The sequence below is a fragment of the Bordetella muralis genome (assembly GCF_054781015.1).
Genome location: NZ_BAAGVF010000005.1, coordinates 75584 through 93423 on the forward strand (window position 1 = coordinate 75584; position 17840 = coordinate 93423).

The 17840-nt window shown below is 59.5% G+C and carries 13 protein-coding genes and 1 pseudogene; 11 read left to right on the forward strand and 3 right to left on the reverse strand.

What is annotated here, in order from left to right; all coding sequences use genetic code 11:
* Positions 1–29 precede the first annotated feature (29 nt).
* The 4 genes from metC to ACYVIT_RS10410 all read left to right on the forward strand — a co-directional run bounded on the left by metC (position 30) and on the right by ACYVIT_RS10410 (position 5730).
* Positions 30–1244, forward strand: a complete 1215-nt coding sequence (metC, locus tag ACYVIT_RS10395; protein WP_415805653.1) for a cystathionine beta-lyase — start codon at positions 30–32, stop codon at positions 1242–1244.
* Positions 1241–2275 (forward strand): M14 family metallopeptidase, encoded by a 1035-nt coding sequence (locus tag ACYVIT_RS10400; protein ID WP_415805654.1) that lies wholly within the window; start codon positions 1241–1243, stop codon positions 2273–2275. The genes metC and ACYVIT_RS10400 overlap by 4 nt, the downstream gene beginning before the upstream one ends.
* 63 nt (positions 2276–2338) lie before the next feature.
* A complete protein-coding gene (locus tag ACYVIT_RS10405; protein WP_415805655.1) occupies positions 2339–3334 on the forward strand; it encodes a tripartite tricarboxylate transporter substrate binding protein in 996 nt (331 codons plus the stop codon).
* A gap of 59 nt (positions 3335–3393) precedes the next feature.
* Positions 3394–5730, forward strand: a complete 2337-nt coding sequence (locus ACYVIT_RS10410; protein ID WP_415805656.1) for a molybdopterin guanine dinucleotide-containing S/N-oxide reductase — start codon at positions 3394–3396, stop codon at positions 5728–5730.
* Positions 5731–6609: 879 nt separating this feature from the next.
* On the opposite strand, the gene queF is transcribed toward ACYVIT_RS10410, so the two are convergent.
* Positions 6610–7431, reverse strand: coding sequence for an NADPH-dependent 7-cyano-7-deazaguanine reductase QueF (gene queF / locus ACYVIT_RS10415; RefSeq protein ID WP_415809020.1), 822 nt, complete (start codon positions 7429–7431; stop codon positions 6610–6612).
* A 425-nt stretch (positions 7432–7856) separates the two neighbouring features.
* Between queF and aceA the strand changes: the two genes are divergently transcribed.
* Complete coding sequence (gene aceA, locus ACYVIT_RS10420; RefSeq protein WP_415809021.1) at positions 7857–9185, forward strand: isocitrate lyase; 1329 nt, start codon at positions 7857–7859, stop codon at positions 9183–9185.
* A 235-nt stretch (positions 9186–9420) separates the two neighbouring features.
* Entirely contained in the window at positions 9421–10146 is a 726-nt protein-coding gene (locus ACYVIT_RS10425) for a hypothetical protein (protein ID WP_415809022.1), read from the forward strand.
* 138 nt (positions 10147–10284) lie between these two features.
* Here ACYVIT_RS10425 and ACYVIT_RS10430 read toward each other — a convergent pair whose 3' ends face one another.
* A complete protein-coding gene (locus ACYVIT_RS10430) occupies positions 10285–11169 on the reverse strand; it encodes a LysR family transcriptional regulator (RefSeq protein WP_415809023.1) in 885 nt (294 codons plus the stop codon).
* A 231-nt stretch (positions 11170–11400) separates the two neighbouring features.
* Between ACYVIT_RS10430 and ACYVIT_RS10435 the strand changes: the two genes are divergently transcribed.
* From ACYVIT_RS10435 to ACYVIT_RS10455, 5 genes and pseudogenes are all read left to right on the forward strand, one after another.
* Positions 11401–12270, forward strand: a complete 870-nt coding sequence (locus tag ACYVIT_RS10435) for an HpcH/HpaI aldolase/citrate lyase family protein (protein ID WP_415809024.1) — start codon at positions 11401–11403, stop codon at positions 12268–12270.
* A gap of 25 nt (positions 12271–12295) precedes the next feature.
* Complete coding sequence (locus ACYVIT_RS10440; protein ID WP_415809025.1) at positions 12296–13504, forward strand: CaiB/BaiF CoA transferase family protein; 1209 nt, start codon at positions 12296–12298, stop codon at positions 13502–13504.
* Positions 13505–13735: 231 nt separating this feature from the next.
* Complete coding sequence (locus tag ACYVIT_RS10445; RefSeq protein WP_415809026.1) at positions 13736–14656, forward strand: ABC transporter ATP-binding protein; 921 nt, start codon at positions 13736–13738, stop codon at positions 14654–14656.
* Between the two features lie 52 nt (positions 14657–14708).
* Entirely contained in the window at positions 14709–15470 is a 762-nt protein-coding gene (locus ACYVIT_RS10450; protein ID WP_415809027.1) for an ABC transporter permease, read from the forward strand.
* 35 nt (positions 15471–15505) lie between these two features.
* Positions 15506–16213 (forward strand): annotated as a pseudogene (locus ACYVIT_RS10455) (haloacid dehalogenase type II); the annotation flags it as partial.
* Between the two features lie 502 nt (positions 16214–16715).
* Here the strand turns inward: ACYVIT_RS10455 and ACYVIT_RS10460 are convergent.
* Positions 16716–17762: an NADP(H)-dependent aldo-keto reductase gene (locus ACYVIT_RS10460; RefSeq protein WP_415808026.1), complete on the reverse strand. Its 1047-nt coding sequence runs from the start codon at positions 17760–17762 to the stop codon at positions 16716–16718.
* Between the last annotated feature and the right edge of the window lie 78 nt (positions 17763–17840).

Below are 17840 nucleotides of genomic sequence, written 5' to 3' on the forward strand. Positions count from 1 at the left end.
TTCATCTCGCTACGCACAGGAAAGACATCATGTCGCAACGGCAATTACAGACACGCATGGTGCACACGGGAAAAACGCCCGTTTATGAAGGAGGATCACCCGTCAACCCTCCCGTGGTGCGTGCCAGCACCGTCGTGTTTGACAATGTCGCTCAGCAGCGGGACATGCGTGCGCGACGCTCGGGGGAACGTGTATTCACCTATGGTGCGCGAGGCAATCCGACGGGCTTCGCGCTGGAAGACGCGGTGAGCGAACTCGAGGGCGCTTATCGCACCAAGCTGTTTCCCACCGGTCTTGCCGCCATCGCGATGACGCTGCTCGCGTATCTCAAGCCCGGAGACCATCTATTGATGTCGGACGCAGTGTATGAGCCTGCGCGTAAATTGGCCGAATCTTTTTTGGCGCCTTACCAGATCCGTTGCACGTTCTTTGCGGCTGACGGCTCGGATGTCGAGGACAAAATCGAACCGGCAACGCGCATGATTTATGCTGAATGTCCCGGCTCATTGGTCTACGAGATGTGTGACTTGCCGAGGCTGGCCGATATTGCGCATCGTCATGATGCGCTGCTGGTTTGCGACAACACGTGGGGCTCGGGCTGTCAGTATCGCCCTCTGGCATTGGGCGCTGATGTATCTGTCATGGCGGCGACCAAGTATCTCAGCGGCCATTCCGACGTGATGATGGGGACGGTCGCGACCACCGAGGCAGCATGGCCCGCGTTGTCGGCGCGTAGTGATGCATTCGGCATGACGGTGAGTCCCGACGATGCCTATCTGGTCTTGCGTGGCATTCGCAGCCTGGCCGCGCGCCTGGCCATGCACGAGCAACATGCATTGCGGGTGGCGAGCTATCTGCAAAGCTGTCCTGAGGTCCGCTCGGTGTTTTGTCCGGCATTGCCCGAACACCCGGGACATGACATCTGGAAACGCGATTGCACGGGCACGAACGGCCTGCTGTCGTTCGAGTTTCAGCCGCTGGTGACACGCGCCGCCGCAGATCAATGGATCGATAGTCTGGAACTGTTCGGGCTGGGCGCCTCATGGGGCGGCTACGAAAGCCTGGTGACGTCCGCGGATTTGCCCAGCGCGCGCAGCGTGACCGATTGGTCAGGGCACGGTTGCATTGTGCGTCTGCATATCGGTCTGGAAAGCCCTGACGATTTGATTGCGGACCTCGGGCAAGCGTTTGACACCTTCAATCGCGAGCGATCCACCTACGGAATTTCAAGGAGCAAAGCGTGAGCAGCATTGGTCAGTGGTTGGCAAATAGCGAAGGCGGCGCACGCCGCAGTGGCAAGTTGCGGGTCGGGTCCATGGCTTCCGGCGTAGAGGTATCTCTGCCTTATATCGCCGTGCGAGGCGCGCGTCCAGGACGCACGTTGTGGCTGCATGGGCAGGTGCATGGTGACGAAATCAACGGCATGGTAGCGGCATTGCGCTTTGCCAACAGCCTGGACCCATCGGCCATGTCGGGCAATCTCGTCGTGACGCCCACGGGCAATCCCCAGGCGCTGGACGCACGCCGCAAACGCAATCCGTACGATGAGCTGGATCTGGATCAAACGTATCCAGGCAAGGCCGACGGCATGATTACCGAACGAGTTGCACACGTGCTGATGCAGGAAATATGTGGTGTAGCAGACGTTCTGATCAATCTGCACACGATGAATCCGCTGTTCGATTCGCGTCCCTACGCCGTGTACAAAACGCCGCCTAACGACCAGGTCAAAGAAGACGACCTGCTCGCAGCGATGGCGCCGTTCTTTCCTACATTGGCCTGCCGTCAAGATGTCAGCGGCAAGGGCGAGCTGCCCGGCAACATTGCCGGTGCGCTGGATTATCAGTGCCTGAACGCCGGAATCTGTGCCTTCATGCTGGAATTGGGGGCGGGCAATCGCTATCAGCCTGACAATATCGAACGCGCCGAGGTCGGTTTTCGTACGCTTGCACGCAGCATGGGGATTCTGCCCGGCGCACCGGCACCAGCAGATTCTGCACCGTCGTTGAGGTTGGTGTCGCAGCGCGGCTGGATCACGGCAGACGAAGGCGGCCTCTTTGTCCCGCGTTTCTGCGCGGGCGACCGCGTATCCCGAGGGGAATCCCTGGGCGATGTCATCGCGCTCGATGGCACCGTGACACCGGTGGCGCCCATGCCACGCGAAGGCATCCTGATCGGCTTGCGATCGGATCCTGTCGTGCACACTGGCGAGCGTCTCGCATTTGTAGCCTGGGAGTGGCGAGAGGGGACAACACCCGTCCCATCCTGGCACTGACAGGTGCAAGTCAGGCGCGATCCACGACATTGCGCCAGTTCTATATATCAAGGGGAATTTCCAATGAATAGCCTGGTGACTATCACTGGCCGCATGATGCTGGCCGCAACCATCGTATCAACCGCATTTGCTGCTGTTGCTCCTAGCGTGCAGGCAGCGGGTTTTCCGGCCGAAGGCCGTCCTGTACGCATCGTTGTCGGGTTTCCGCCCGGCGGCGGGGCGGATGTGCTGGCGCGCTCTGTGGCGCCGGGGCTGGCGGCTAAATTGTCGGCCAACGTGATCGTAGAAAATCGTCCCGGCGCAGGGGGCCTGACGGCAACCGAGTATGTCGCCAAGTCCGCGCCGGATGGCTATACCTTGTACATCGCCACGCCGGGTTCGTTCACCATCTGGCCGAACATGCGTAAATTGAATTACGACCCCAGCAAGGATTTTGCGCCGATCAGCACATTGGTGACGATGCCGAATCTGCTCGTGGTCTCGCCCAATACGCCTTATAAAACCGTTCAGGACCTGATCGACGCGGCAAAAAAAACGGATGCGCAAATCAATTATGCCTCGGGTGGTGTGGCAACCATTGGGCAGATCGCCGGCGAGCAGTTCAAGATGATGGCGGGTCTGAAGATGATGCACGTGCCGTACAAGGGCACGACGCCTGCCTTGACTGATGTGATGGCGGGGTTGGTGCCGTTGACCTTCTGCGACCCCACAGCCAAGGGGATGATCGACTCGGGCAAACTGCGCCTGCTGGCCGTCACGACATCGAAACGCTCGCCGCTATTTCCCCAAACGCCGACGATGGCCGAGGCGGGTGTCCCGGGTTACGATCTGATGAATTGGTACGGTATTGTGGCTCCCGCGGGCACACCGGCGCCGATCATCAAGCAGCTCAACGAGGCATTGGTCGAGGTCATGGCTCAATCCGACGTCCGTGATCGGCTTGCTGCCGGGGGCATGGAGGCGACTTCGAGCACGCCCGACGGGTTTGGCCAGTTGATGGCAACGGAGCGCGCAAAATGGGGAAAATTGGTTCAACAAGCTGACATGCGTGCAGAATAGATGCGCTGCAAAGCCAGTCCGATGGGCTGGCTTGTCTTTCTTTTCAGGTACATCGCGTCATGGCGTCTGCTCCTCGTTCCCGTTCTTTCGTTGCTCATGGTGCTGGCGAAGGCTCACATAGTTCTCACTGGGGAACCTTTTATGCGAGCTTCGATGGCCGTCATGTCAAGGTGCGTCCGCATCCGGACGATCCGGATCCTAGTCCGCTGATCAATAACTTCACCAACGCATTGCGTCATCCGGCCAGAGTCACGGCGCCCATGGTGCGGCGGGGATGGTTGACGCGAGGACCAGGTGCGGATCGTGCACGCGGCAACGACACATTCGTGCAGGTGTCGTGGGACGAGGCGTTGGATCTGGTCGCACGCGAGTTGCAACGCCAGCGCGACGTGTATGGGTTGGAAAGTATTTTTGGGGGCTCGTACGGTTGGTCCAGCGCCGGGCGGTTCCATCATGCACAAAGCCAAGTGCATCGATTCCTGAATACGGCGCTGGGCGGTTATGTCCGTTCCGTCAATAACTATAGTGCCGGTGCATCGGCGGTCATCATGCCGCACGTATTGGGGCCGCTGGATGCTGTCGCCCGCCGCAATGTGACGTGGGAGCAGATCGTCGAGCATACCGAGGTCGTGTTGGCATTCGGCGGCATGGCTGTACGCAATACCCAGGTGGCCAGCGGCGGGATCAGTCGCCACATTGAACGCGAGGCGATGGGCCGCGCTGCACGCCGCGGCTGCCGTTTTATTTGCGTCAGTCCATTGCGTGAGGATTTGCCCGAGGAGGCGCAGGCCCGTTGGCTCCCTGTGCGGCCGGGAACGGATACGGCGTTGATGCTGGGGCTGTTGCACGTATTGGTTCGCGAGGATCTGCATGATCGCGAGTTTCTCGCGCGTTATTGCGACGGTTGGGAAAATTTTGAGGCATATCTATCGGGGCAGATCGATGGTCAGCCCAAGGATGCCGCCTGGGCCGCACGCGTGACGGGTCTCGTCGAGACCGACATCATTGCGTTGGCCCGCTCGCTGGCATCCAAGCGGGTGCTGGTGGTGGTGTCTCATTCCCTGCAGCGTGCCGAGCATGGTGAGCAACCCGTCTGGCTAGGGGTGGTGTTGGCTGCGGCGCTGGGTCAGCTGGGCGTGCCAGGAGGGGGATACAACTACGCTCTGGGTACGCTGGCGCATTACGGCAAGCGCAACAATGCCGTACCGATTGCAGCGTTCCCCCAGGGGCGTAATAGCGTAGACGCCTATATCCCGGTGGCGCGTATTGCCGATATGCTGCTTCATCCCGGCGAGACGTTCGACTACAACGGTCAGCGTTTGAGATATCCCCATGTGCGCCTGGCGTATTGGGCCGGCGGGAACCCATTTCATCATCACCAGGATCTGACGCGTCTGCGCGAGGCGTTCCGCACGCTCGACACGTTCATCGTGCACGAATGCGTCTGGACCGCGACGGCTCGGCATGCCGATATTGTCTTGCCCTGCACGATGACGCTGGAACGCGAGGATATTGGCGCTACACCCACGGATCCGTTGATGGTGGCGATGCACCGTATCGCACCGCCGGTGGGGCAGGCTCGGGATGATTACGAGATTTTTGCCGATCTGGCAGAACGGCTCGGGCGGCGCGAGGCTTTTACAGAAGGACGCAGCAGCCGTGAGTGGCTGCGCCATATCTATGAAACGACGCGTGCCGCATTGGCCGAACGCGGCGAGGATGCTCCGGATTTTGATGCCTTCTGGCAGCGCGGTGAGTTGGTTTTGCCGCAGTCGCCGGATGATGGTGGAATGCTGCGTGCGTTTCGCGAGGATCCGGATCGGCATCCTCTGCCTACGCCTAGCGGCAAGGTCCAGATCAGCTCGCCGATCGTGGCGTCGTTTGGTTACCGTGACTGCCCTGGATATCCGGCCTGGATCGAGCCTACGGACGCTCCTGATAATGAGCATCCGCTTTATCTGGTGGCGAACCAGCCCGCGACCCGATTGCATAGCCAATTGGATTTTGGCCTGCATAGCGCATCATCCAAGCGCCATGGCCGCGAAGTGTGCCGAGTGCATCCGACTGACGCCCAGAGCCGCCTGATCGCTGACGGCGATATCGTGCGTTTGTTTAACGCGCGTGGCGCTTGTTTGGCGGCCGCGTATGTCACCGATAGCATCATGCCGGGGGTGGTGCAATTGCCGACGGGAGCGTGGTTCGATCCGCTGGATCCGGCGGCCGAGCGCCCGATGTGTGTGCACGGCAATCCCAATATGCTGACGCGAGACGTCGGCACGTCTTCATTGGCGCAAGGGTGCACGGGGCAACTGACGGCTGTGCAACTCGAGCGCTACGATGGGCCGGTGCCGCCGATACGGGCGTATGAACCGCCAGAGCTGGAGGTGTATCCATGATGCGTGGATTTCGTCAGTGGTTTCGGTGTGGAGGGAGTTTGTGTGCTTATGGACGTCGAGCCGAGGCAATCGGGCCGTGAGGGCTTCACAAAGCCGGTCCGGCGCGCGGGCGCCGGACACCGTGTTCGCTCACCTCGTCCGCGCCTTCGCGCTCCCTACGGTGTCCGCTCCACTCGGCTTTGAGGCGCCCTCACGGCCCGATTGCCTCGGCTCGACTCGCAGTCACTCAAGCTCATCACATCGCTGGCACCAGCCTCTTGCTTGGCGTTTTTTTGTAGCACTTTTGGCAAAGAGGAAGATCTTGCAGGGCTGCCATTTTCGGGGGCCCTGCACCCCCGAAAATGGCGATCGGTCCGGGCATGCGGCGGGGTGGTGTGGTGCCAGGTTGGAAGATCTGCTTGGCTAGAGTTGATGCATGCGAAGATGATGCGTAGCTCAGCTCAGGTATAACAAAATCGTAGCTCGAGAGATCTTCTGTTCATCCCCGATGCCACAGCCTTCGCATGCCAATCACGAACGCTATGCATAGGCGCGCCCGTAGGCGCCCATGCATAGCAGCCCTGCAAGATCTTCATCCTTGTAAAAGACAGTTCCTACGAAGCCTACGAAGACCAGCCGTGCCAGCGACGGAGGGAATCAGAGACGCTGCGAGTCGAGGCGGGGCAGTGACCGTGTTGGCGCGCCTCGTGGCCGAGCGAGTGGATACCGTAGGGAGCGCGAAGGCGCGGACGAGGTGAACGAAGCGCTGTCGGCCGCGCAGGCGGCCGACCGGCCACGTGAAGCGCCAACACGGTCACTGCCCCGCCTCGACGTCCAATAGCACTCATATCCCATCCACCCCCCTAGACACCCACCAGAACAGCTTGGCAAATACGCCCGCTACTGCCGGGCCATCCGCACATCCCGAGGTGCAGACTCCCCCGTATTACTGCGCCACGGATTGATATCCAGTCCTCCGCGCCGCGTATAGCGCGCATACACCGTCAATTGTTCGGGACAGCAAGCGGTCATGATGTCGGTGAAAATCCGTTCCACACAATGTTCGTGAAACTCCGCATGATTGCGAAACGACACGATATAGCGCAGTAGCGCGGCGCGATCCAGCGGCTGGCCACGGTAACGGATTTGGACGCTGGCCCAATCGGGCTGACCGGTGACAGGGCAGTTGGATTTCAACAGGCGCGAGGTCAATGTTTCGGACACAGCGGGACCGTCGGCGCAGCGCAAGAGCGCAGCATCTGGCGTATAGGCGTCAATCTCGATATCCAGCGCATCCAGATTCTCGCCCTCGAGTTCGCTGATGGTCAGCGCGGCGAAGCGTTCAGGCAGGATCAAATCCACGCCGACATCGCCGCCCGCTGCGGCAGATAGATCGCGCACCAGGTGATCTCGCAATTGCTGTGCGCTATCCAGGCGGGTTTGGTTGAACGAATTCAAATACAGCTTGAACGATTTGGATTCGATGATGTTCGGGCTGTCGGCGGGCACGGTGAATGTGGCCATACCGATCTGAGGTTTGCCCTTGCGATCCAGCCACGAGAGCTCATAGGCATTCCAGATATCCACGCCGGCAAAGGGCAGCGTTGCGGACAGATTCAGGCTGGCGCGATTGTGCGAGCGCGCAATAGGAAAGAGCAGGCTGGCGTCGTATTGCGACGGGTAGTCGACATGATGGCCCAGCGGGGCATTGGCTAGAGACATGGAGCAGCGATCAGGAGCTACGTTGAAGACAACGTTCGGAACCTGCATTTTAGGCCCTTCGGAAAGCCTGTTTTTTCATATGGTGAAAAGCAAGCTGCGCCATATGAAAGTGGCTGCTGCACAGCAACGATAGTCCATTTCATAGATGGCAAAGTCGTTTCACAATACAAAATTAAAGTTTTAACTATATGATTTAAAAGAAAAATATTTTTAGTCTTGTATAAGATTTAATCGCGCCTTGCTCCGCAACATAGGCATAGACTTTTATCCAACGCGGCGCTGAATGATCTGACGCAATACCGGTGGAATCACTCCCAGTTTGAGTCTCCGGTTCTTCGTTCGGTTAACCCTGGTGCCTGCTACTGAATTCAAGTTTTTCTCTGTGTTTCTTCTCTTTGTGCCTTTTGTTTTTTCAGGAGCATGTCATGAGCAATCGCGAAACCGAAATCCGTAATCTGCAGAAAGACTGGGCGGAAAACACCCGGTGGCAGGGCATCAAGCGCAGCTATAGCGCCGAAGACGTCATCCGTCTGCGCGGCTCTGTGCCGGTAGCACATACGCTGGCCCATCGCGGCGCGACCCGTTTGTGGGAACTCCTGCATAGCGAGCCCTTTGTGAACTCGCTGGGTGCGATGACGGGTAACCAGGCCATGCAACAGGTCAAGGCCGGTCTGAAGGCCATCTATCTGTCTGGCTGGCAGGTCGCCGGTGACGCGAACTTGGCGGGTGAGATGTATCCCGATCAATCGCTGTATCCCGTCAACTCGGTGCCGCAAGTGGTTCGCCGTATCAACAACGCCTTGTCGCGTTGTGATCAGATCCAATGGATGGAAGGCAAAAACCCCGGCGACGAGGGCTACATCGACTATTTTGCTCCGATCGTGGCCGATGCCGAGGCTGGGTTTGGCGGCGTGCTCAACGCATTTGAACTGATGAAAGCCATGATCGATGCGGGCGCTGCTGGCGTGCACTTCGAGGATCAATTGGCATCGGTAAAGAAATGCGGCCATATGGGTGGCAAGGTTTTGGTGCCCACCCGTGAGGCCGTGTCCAAGCTGGTGTCGGCTCGTCTGGCTGCCGACGTCATGGGCACCCCGACCGTGGTGCTGGCCCGTACGGACGCGGATGCCGCCGATCTGGTGACGAGTGACGTGGACGAAAACGATCGTCCGTTCATCACTGGCGAGCGCACGGTGGAGGGCTTTTTCCGCACCAAGGCCGGTATCGATCAAGCCATCTCGCGCGGTTTGGCCTATGCGCCGTACGCGGATCTGATCTGGTGCGAAACCTCGACGCCGAATCTGGAATACGCCCGTAAATTTGCCGAGGCCGTGCATCGTCAATTCCCGGGCAAGCTGCTGGCCTATAACTGCTCGCCTTCGTTCAACTGGAAAAAGAACCTGGACGACGCGACGGTGGCCAAGTTCCAGCGCGAGCTCGGCGCCATGGGCTACAAGTTCCAATTCATCACGCTGGCCGGTTTCCACGCCCTGAATTACGGCATGTTCGAGTTGGCACATGGCTATGCCCGTCGCCAGATGAGCGCCTTCGTGGAGCTGCAGCAAAAGGAATTCGCCGCTGCCGACCTGGGCTTTACCGCCGTCAAGCATCAACGCGAAGTCGGCACGGGCTATTTCGATGCGGTCACGCAGACCATCGAGAGCGGCAAGTCGTCCACCACGGCGCTGACCGGCTCGACCGAAGAGGCGCAGTTCCATCATGACGAGCCCGCGGCGCAGGCGCGTGCGGCTTGATCGGATACGGATCGTCTGAGTTTTAGTTTGCTGTAGTAGGGTGGTTAGGGATGCCTGCGGGCATCCCGTTTTTTTTGCCGCCGGGCCGCCCCAAGGCAAAAACGCCCCCTCGGGGGCCAGCAAGCCGAAGGCGCAGCGTGGTTTTTTTTAGTGTTTAATCCCATGCTGGCGTGCTGCTTTCAAAAGCATTGCCGAATGCCGCTCGTGGTGACCAGCGGTGCGCCTGGGAGTATGGATGAGAATTAGCAGTGCGGTGCTGTCGGCGATGGCGCTATTGGCGGCAGGCAGTGTACAGGCCGATGCGTTGGACGCGTTCTACAGCAATCCCGTTTATCGAGCCGGGGCGAGCGACACCTCTTGTGAGACCTTTCCGCAAGGCATTCCAACGCGCCTGAACGATACGGATACGCGCGCGCATGCCAAGGTGATTTTGAACGGCGGTGGCGCGATCGTCATGACGCAAGGCGCAGACGGCATTCCTCGCAGCCACTATTTCTATCTGAAGAAAGCCAGTTGCGATTGGCTCGAACTGCAGGTGAAAGAGGACAGCGATCCTGATGCTTTCGCTGCCGAGCTCGCTGCGAAATACGGCTCGCGCATTCATTTTCAGAGCGCCCATGCAGAGCGCATTGTGCGTGACTACCGCGTCGATTGTGCTCCCATGAGAGCGCAGCGCTATGTGCCGCTGATCAACGTGCTGTACTACAGCTTGTCCACGATGAGCCGGCCGGATCTTTGGTTGGAGCTGAATGTCGAAGACCACGATGGCGAGATTCAATTCGTCAACGTGATTCGCAATGCAAAACGGCCGGAGGGCGAGCGCGTCGAGTTCCAGCGTTCGAGTTTGCGTATCGACACAGCCGGCAAAATGTCGCGGCCCGGCAATGCTACGCAAAATATATTTGACCAATTATGTGCCGGCTTTGATGGCCCGTACTGGCGCAGCAAGCATTCTGGTTGAGCGTCTGCGCAGTGCCAATGCCAATGTAAGAGCCTCTGTGCCAGTGCAGCCAGTCGCTGGCGCCAGCGACTGGGCTATTCGCAGAGGATCGCGACGGCGACTGGAGATGAATTAGTTGCTGAAGCGAAGCTCAGATACTTACGTGAGACCCATGCGTCGCGCATGCGCCGCCTTGGCGCCCGATAGCAATGCCTGCACCAAGCGGTTTTCCTGATCGGATTGCCGACAGACGAATGCCATCTGCCTTGCCGGCCCCTGTTTCCCTAGAGACAGCACGCGGACCGGATGCACGGCATATACCTGCGCCCCGGGGTCCGGCAGAACAGAGACCCCCAGTCCTTCGGACACCAGTGCGGTCAACGCGGCCAGGGACTGCAGCTCCAGCCGGCAGCGCGCGTGGGGAGCGTGCCGGGCGACATAGCGCGCCGCCAACCCGCCGCCGATCGTGGTTTTGTCAAAGCGGATCCATTCGTGTTGATGCAGCAGCTCACTCAGCGAATCTTCAGTGGAGTCTGGCGGCGCAATGGCGACCAGAGGTTCCCGGAATAGGGGGGTCCAGGCCAGCCGGCGTGAGCCGCCCGATTCGGGTTGGGTCACGACCGCCGCGTCCAACTCGCCGGTTTTGAGTTTCTCTACGAGTTCGACAACGCGCCCGCGTACTAGACGCACATCCAGTTGGGGATAATGCTCTCGCACCCAACGCAGCATCGGGGGCAGGAGTGTGACCTGCAGCGGCTCGATGATACCCAGCCGCACCGTACCCGATACGGTCGGCGAACTGCGGCGGCGCAGTGCGTCCAGCTTGGCGAACGTTTCGCGCAATACCTCGTCGACCTCTTCGGCAAACGCATTGGGCCGCGCCTGCAGGGCAGAGCGGTCAAACAGCGGTTGGCCAAAATATTCCTCCATCTGCTTCATCTGCAGACTGACCGCGCTGGGAGACAGGTTCATGTCCGCCGCCGCTGCCGCAAAACTGCCGCCACGCAACACAGCGCCCAGCGTGCGAAAGGCTTCGATTTTCATGAGAAAAACTCACTTGGCGGATTAGGATTCCTCACTTTATATCATCAGTCTACTGGCCTAGTATTTGGGCCTGGGCTCGGCGTGACGCCCAGCGTGCTACACCACTACATCAGTGGCTGCATGGCCTAGGTGCTGGATTCGAGCTCTGTTATAGCAAGGGCCGTTCTGGACGCCCGGCGGCTGCGCCCCTTTCTTCCCCGGCATGGATGCCGTGGTTTCTCGGAGCAATGAATGAGAAGCAAACTTTTCGTCCCGGCCTCGCGGCCCGAGTTATACGCCAAAGCCTTGGCGGGGCAGGCGGACTCCTTGTCGTTTGACCTGGAGGACTCGGTCGCGGCCGATCGCAAAGACGAGGCCCGCCAGCAGTTGGCGCAATGGCTCGCCTCGCCCGAGGCGCAGGCCACGGAAAAAACGCTGATCGTGCGGGTCAATGCCATGGATACGCCGTACTTTTTGGCGGATGTGCGGGCCGTGGCGCGTCCGGGACTGCAGATGCTGAACCTGCCCAAGGCCGAGGACGTGGAGCAAATCCGCGAAGCCGCACGCGTGCTGGCCGAGGCCGAAAGCGCCAATGGTGTGACACAGCCGATCCGTCTGCTGCTCAATATTGAATCGCCGCGCGCGTTGCGTTGTGCGGCCGATCTGGCCGCCGCCGATCCGCGCGTGGCGGGCCTGCAACTGGGCTTGGGCGATCTGTTCGAGCCGCTGGGGATTGCGCGGCGCGAGCCCAGCGCGGTCAAGCAGGCCATGTTTACGCTGCGGTTGGCTGCCGGCGAGGCGGGCGTGTTTGCCTATGACTCCGCCTTTGCCGACATTCGCGACGCCGAGGGTTTTCAGGCCGAGGCCGAGTTGGCGCGTCGTTTGGGATTTTTAGGCAAAAGCTGCATTCATCCCAGTCAGGTCGCCTTGGCGAATGCGGCGTTCCGCCCGAGCGACGAGGAAATCGCCCATGCTGTACGCGTGGTCGAGGCCGCGCGCGATGCTGATGCCCGAGGTGTCGGCGCCTATGTGGTCGATGGAAAAATGATCGATCCGCCCTTTGTGCGACGTGCCGAGGCGATTGTGGAAACGGCAAAGCGTTCGGGCTTGCTGCCGTTGTGATTGGCGATAGCTACGAGACAGCGTAATGACTTTATCTACCCCCGATTCCTTGACGCCACAGGGCCAAGGCCCATTGCATGGTGTTCGCGTACTCGACCTCAGCGCGTATATCGCAGGCCCCTATGGCTGCTCGCTGCTGGCTGACCAAGGCGCCGATGTCGTCAAAATCGAGCCCCCCGTTGGCGACAACCTGCGTAAGTATCCGTCTTCGCTCGAATCCGAGAGCCGCGCATTTCTAGGCGTCAACCGCAGCAAACGGGGCCTGGCGCTGGATCTGAAACAGCCCGAGGCTCAACAGATCCTGCGCGATCTGGCCAGCCGCGCCGATGTTCTGGTGCATAACTTTCGTCCCAGCGTGCCGGCTCGATTGGGCATTGCCTACGAACAATTGCAGGAAATCAATCCGCGCCTGATCTATTGCGCGGTGACGGGCTATGGAGACGCCGGGCCATTGAAAGACAAGGCAGGCTACGATCAGGTCCTGCAAACCATGACCGGTATGTGCGCAATGCAAGGCAAGGCCGACGGCCCACCCGAGATTCTGTACGGCTCTGTCGTGGATTATTACGCGGCGGCGTTGGTGGCCTCCGGTGTTTCGTCTGCTTTGTACGAGCGTGAACGCAGCGGACGTGGACAATACGTGGGCGTATCGTTGTTGCGCAGTGCCTTGACCATGCAGTCCGCCCGCATGATCTGGGCAGAAGGCGAACCCCGCGAAGTCGGGCGCGACATGCGCTCGGGCGGCATCACCGGCCTGCATCCTACACGCGAAGGCTATCTGTATATCTCGGCAAACACGCCGCATTTCTGGGCGGCATTGTGCGCGAAAACCGGCCTGGACGAATTGGCGGCAAACCCGCGCTATGACTCGGTGCGTAAACGCGCCGAGCACCGCGATGAGATCGTGCCTCGCCTGCACGAGGCCTTGCAGGCGCGCAGCGCGTTCGAATGGGAGGCCCTGTTCGGCGAAGAAGTGCCGTGTGCGGCCGCCCGTACTATCGAAGACATGTTCGATTTTCCGCAGGTGCAGGCCGAGGGCATGGTGGCGAACTACGAGCATCCGGTGGTAGGGAATTACCGCGGGTTTGCGAATCCGATCAAATATGGCCGCACGCCGGGTCCTGCGCCGTTTGCGGCACCTGCCTTTAGCCAGCATGCCGACGATGTGTTGGCGGAGTTGGAGCTGTCGTCCGAGCAGATTGCCGCATTGAAAGCGCAACGGGCTGTGCTCTGAGGCGGCGGCGCTCCCCTTCGGTGCGAAGGGTAGCCGGCTTCCTAGACTATCGTGGCATGACCGGGCGAGGACGGCTGTTTGCGTCCTCGTCAGGCCGTAGTGGACCCCGCTATCGTTGCTTGATAGCGGGTGATTAGTCAGTTTGGCGGAACAATGTTCCCATTTTTATGGAACGACGCGCGGAAATTGAACACGTAAAATGACCGGGTCAAACGCCACATAGAGGTCCGCGTGCAACCCGTCATTTCCGTACAAGGCCTATCCAAGACCTACGCGTCAGGGCATCAGGCCTTGAAAAGCATCAATCTGGACATCCAGCGGGGCGAGATTTTTGCCTTGTTAGGGCCCAATGGCGCGGGCAAGACCACGCTGATCAGCATCCTGTGCGGCATCGTGACGCCGGGGCAGGGACGTGTACTGGCCGATGGCCACGACATCGTGACCGACTATCGTGCGGCGCGTGCGCGCATCGGGCTCGTGCCGCAGGAGATTTCCACTGACGCGTTTGAAAACGTCTGGAATACGGTGACCTTCAGCCGTGGCCTGTTCGGCAAGCCGGCCAATCCCGACTACATCGAAAAGATCCTGCGCGATCTTTCTCTGTGGGAAAAAAAGGATACGCGCATCATGGCCTTGTCAGGCGGCATGAAGCGTCGCGTGATGATCGCCAAAGCGCTATCGCACGAGCCCGATATCCTGTTTCTGGATGAGCCGACGGCCGGTGTCGACGTGGAACTGCGCCGAGGCATGTGGGACATGGTGCGGCGCCTGCGCGAGAACGGCGTCACCATCATCCTGACCACGCACTACATTGAAGAAGCCCAGGAAATGGCCGATCGTGTCGGCGTGATCCGCAAGGGCGAAATCATCGTGGTCGAAGAAACACAAAAGCTGATGAAAAAGCTGGGCAAGCGGCAATTGACCTTGACGCTGAAAAACACGTTGCCGTCCGTTCCCGCGGCGCTTGCAGCCTACGGCCTGGATCTCGTCGCCGATGGCTATCAACTGGTCTACACCTACGACAATCAGCACGAAGGCGGAGAGATCGCCCGCTTGCTGCGCCAATTGGATGAGTCTGGAATCGAATTCACAGATCTGAGCTCATCCGAAAGCTCGCTGGAGGACATCTTTGTGAGCCTGGTGAACGCCTGACGCAGGCGTTTCTCGCATCGCCCATGAATGCCGAGCTTATTCGAGGTAAATAATGAATTTCTATGCTATTCGAGCCATCTATTTATTTGAAATGGCCCGCGCGCGCCGCACGCTGATGCAGAGTGTGGCATCGCCCGTGGTATCCACTGCGCTGTACTTCGTCGTGTTCGGCTCGGCCATCGGCTCGCATATGGTCGAGATCGAGGGCGTCAGCTACGGGGCGTTTATCGTGCCCGGCATGATCATGTTGTCTCTGCTGACACAGAGCGTGGCCAACGCGTCATTCGGCATCTATATGCCGCGTTTTTCCGGCACGATCTATGAAATCCACTCTGCGCCGATTTCCTACATCGAGATCGTGATCGGCTACGTGGGTGCCGCCGCGAGCAAGTCCGTCATCTTGGGACTGATCACGTTGGCGGTGGCGCGTTTGTTTGTCGAGTTCCACATTCAGCATCCATTCTGGATGATAGGTTTTCTGATTCTGACATCAGTGACCTTCAGCCTGTTTGGTTTCATCATAGGTATCTGGGCCGACGGATTTGAAAAACTGCAGATTATCCCGCTGATGATCATCACGCCGCTGACGTTCCTGGGCGGCACGTTTTATTCCATCAACATGCTGCCGCCTATTTGGCAGACCTTGAGCCTATTCAATCCCGTCGTTTATCTCGTCAGCGGTTTCCGCTGGAGTTTTTACGGTGTATCGGATGTCAGCGTATCCATCAGCCTGGGGATGACGGTGGTGTTCCTGATCGTCTGTTTGATCGCAGTGCGATGGATATTCCTGACGGGGTATCGTTTGAAAACGTAACTCAAAGGAGGCGGCACATCATGGTATGGGACAAGGTTCAAGCATTGGTGTTTGACGTTTTTGGCACGGTCGTGGATTGGCGCAATGGTGTTGCGCGCGAGGCCGAACCGTTCTTGGCGAAGTATGGGCAAGGGCGGATACAACCCCTCGCGCTGGCAGATGCGTGGCGCCGCCAGTACTCACCCTCCATGGAGGCCGTGCGCAGTGGTCAGCGGCCGTTTGTCCGTCTGGATGTGCTGCATCGTGAGAATCTGGAAAAGGCGCTGCGCGAATTGGGCGTGAATCCCGACGAGATTCCGCCCGCAGAGTTGGACGCGTTGAATCTCGCCTGGCATTGCCTGGACCCATGGCCCGATTCGGTAGCGGGCCTGACGCGCCTGAAAACACGCTACATCATTGCACCGCTATCGAACGGCAATATCCGGCTGATGCTGGACATGGCAAAACGCGCTGGCCTGCCATGGGATGCGATTCTGGGCGCAGAGGTCGCGCAGGCCTACAAGCCTACGCCCCAAGCCTATCTGCGCACCGCTGATGTGCTGGGCCTGGCGCCCGATCAGATGTGCCTGGTCGCCGCGCACAATAACGATCTGGCTGCGGCGCGTCAATGCGGTTTGAAAACGGCATTCGTGCGCCGGTCGACCGAGCACGGGCCGGATCAAAAGAAGGATCTGGTGGCTGAGCAGGACTGGGATGTAGTGGCTGACGATTTTGGACAGCTGGCGGATCGATTGTTGGCCTGAGGTAGGGGTGAGTTTCGCGTTGCGTGGGGGAGGGGGCTGAGTGCTATTGGACGTCGAGGCGGGGCAGTGACCGTGTTGGCGCTTCACGGAGTCGGTCGGCCGCCTGCGCGTCCGACTGCCGCATCGCTCGTCTCGTCCGGCCCCTACGGGCCTACCTACGACTTCCGCTCGCGCGACTCCGAGGCGCGCCAACACGGTCACTGCCCCGCCTCGACTCGCAACATCTCTGATTCCCTCCGTCGCTGGCACGGCTGGTCTTCGTAGGCTTCGTGGGAACTGGCTTTGGCAAGGATGAAGATCTTGCAGGGCTGCGATGCATGGGCGCCTACGGGCGCGTCCATGCATCGCGTTCGTGATTGGCATGCGAAGGCTGTGGCATCGGGGATGAACAGAAGATTTCTCGAGCGACGGTTTCTCGTAGACAAGCACACCAACCTCTGACAATCCAATCCAGACGGCATCCGATATCACCACGATAACCCGACCATGCTCCCCGATTGATTTACGGCGCAGGATTAGGGTGCTGTGTGTGAATCGCATCGATGGCTTTGAGGACGTCGTCGGACAGCGTCACATCAACGCTGTCGATGTTTTCCTTGAGCTGCTCGAGTGTCGTCGCACCGATCAGATTGCTGGCGACAGAGCGTTGCTGGTTCACCCAGGCCAGCGCCAGATGCGTGGGCGACAGGCCGTGATCACGCGCCAGCTTCACGTATTGCTCGGTCGCTGCTTCGGCCTGCGGATTGCTGTAGCGCGTAAAACGCGTGAACAGTGTGAGCCGGGCGCCTTCGGGCTGCGCGCCATTCAGGTATTTGCCTGAGAGCACGCCCATTGCCAACGGTGAATAGGCCAGCAGGCTGACTTGTTCCAGATGACTGAATTCGGACAGGCCGGTTTCGTAGGTGCGATTGAGCAGGCTGTATGGGTTCTGAATCGTGGCGATGCGAGGCAAGCCCTGGTTCTCGGCATGCTTTAGAAACTGTGCGACGCCCCACGGCGTTTCGTTCGATACGCCGATGTGACGGACTTTGCCCGCGCGTACGAAATCCTGCAGGACTTCCAGTGTTTCTTGAACCGGCACAGTGTAATCGTCGTCGATCCACGGATAGTCGCGGCCGAACGTCGCCGTCGTGCGATCAGGCCAGTGCAGTTGATACAGATCCAGATAGTCCGTCTGCAGGCGTTTCAGGCTGGCGTCCAGGGCCTCGGTCAGGTTCTTGCGATCCAGGTTGGTCTTGCCGTTGCGGATGTGTCCGGGGCGTTTCGGATCGCGCACCGGCCCCGCCGCCTTGCTGGCTAATACGATGTCCTGACGGCGTTTCGTTTTGGCCAGCCACGTGCCGATATAGGTTTCAGTGCGGCCCTGGGTTTCGGGCTTGGGCGGCACGGGATACATCTCGGCGGTGTCTACGAGATTGACGCCGCGCGATAGCGCGTAGTCCAGTTGTTCGTGCGCTTCGGCTTCGCTGTTTTGCTCGCCCCAGGTCATGGTGCCCAGGCCAATCAGGCTGACTTCGGTATCGGTACGGCCAAGTTTGCGATATTTCAAGAGAGGGCTCCGGGTGAGGAAGGGAAACGCGTTGATGTTACTCCTCAGAGCTGAATGAGTGATTAAATAGGAGGGCAT

Coding starts and splice junctions, on each gene's coding strand:
- metC (WP_415805653.1), top strand. CDS start 30: ATGTCGCAACGGCAATTACAGACACGCATGGTGCACACGGGAAAAACG.
- ACYVIT_RS10405 (WP_415805655.1), top strand. CDS start 2,339: ATGAATAGCCTGGTGACTATCACTGGCCGCATGATGCTGGCCGCAACC.
- ACYVIT_RS10410 (WP_415805656.1), top strand. CDS start 3,394: ATGGCGTCTGCTCCTCGTTCCCGTTCTTTCGTTGCTCATGGTGCTGGC.
- queF (WP_415809020.1), bottom strand. CDS start 7,431: ATGTCTCTAGCCAATGCCCCGCTGGGCCATCATGTCGACTACCCGTCG.
- aceA (WP_415809021.1), top strand. CDS start 7,857: ATGAGCAATCGCGAAACCGAAATCCGTAATCTGCAGAAAGACTGGGCG.
- ACYVIT_RS10425 (WP_415809022.1), top strand. CDS start 9,421: ATGAGAATTAGCAGTGCGGTGCTGTCGGCGATGGCGCTATTGGCGGCA.
- ACYVIT_RS10430 (WP_415809023.1), bottom strand. CDS start 11,169: ATGAAAATCGAAGCCTTTCGCACGCTGGGCGCTGTGTTGCGTGGCGGC.
- ACYVIT_RS10435 (WP_415809024.1), top strand. CDS start 11,401: ATGAGAAGCAAACTTTTCGTCCCGGCCTCGCGGCCCGAGTTATACGCC.
- ACYVIT_RS10440 (WP_415809025.1), top strand. CDS start 12,296: ATGACTTTATCTACCCCCGATTCCTTGACGCCACAGGGCCAAGGCCCA.
- ACYVIT_RS10450 (WP_415809027.1), top strand. CDS start 14,709: ATGAATTTCTATGCTATTCGAGCCATCTATTTATTTGAAATGGCCCGC.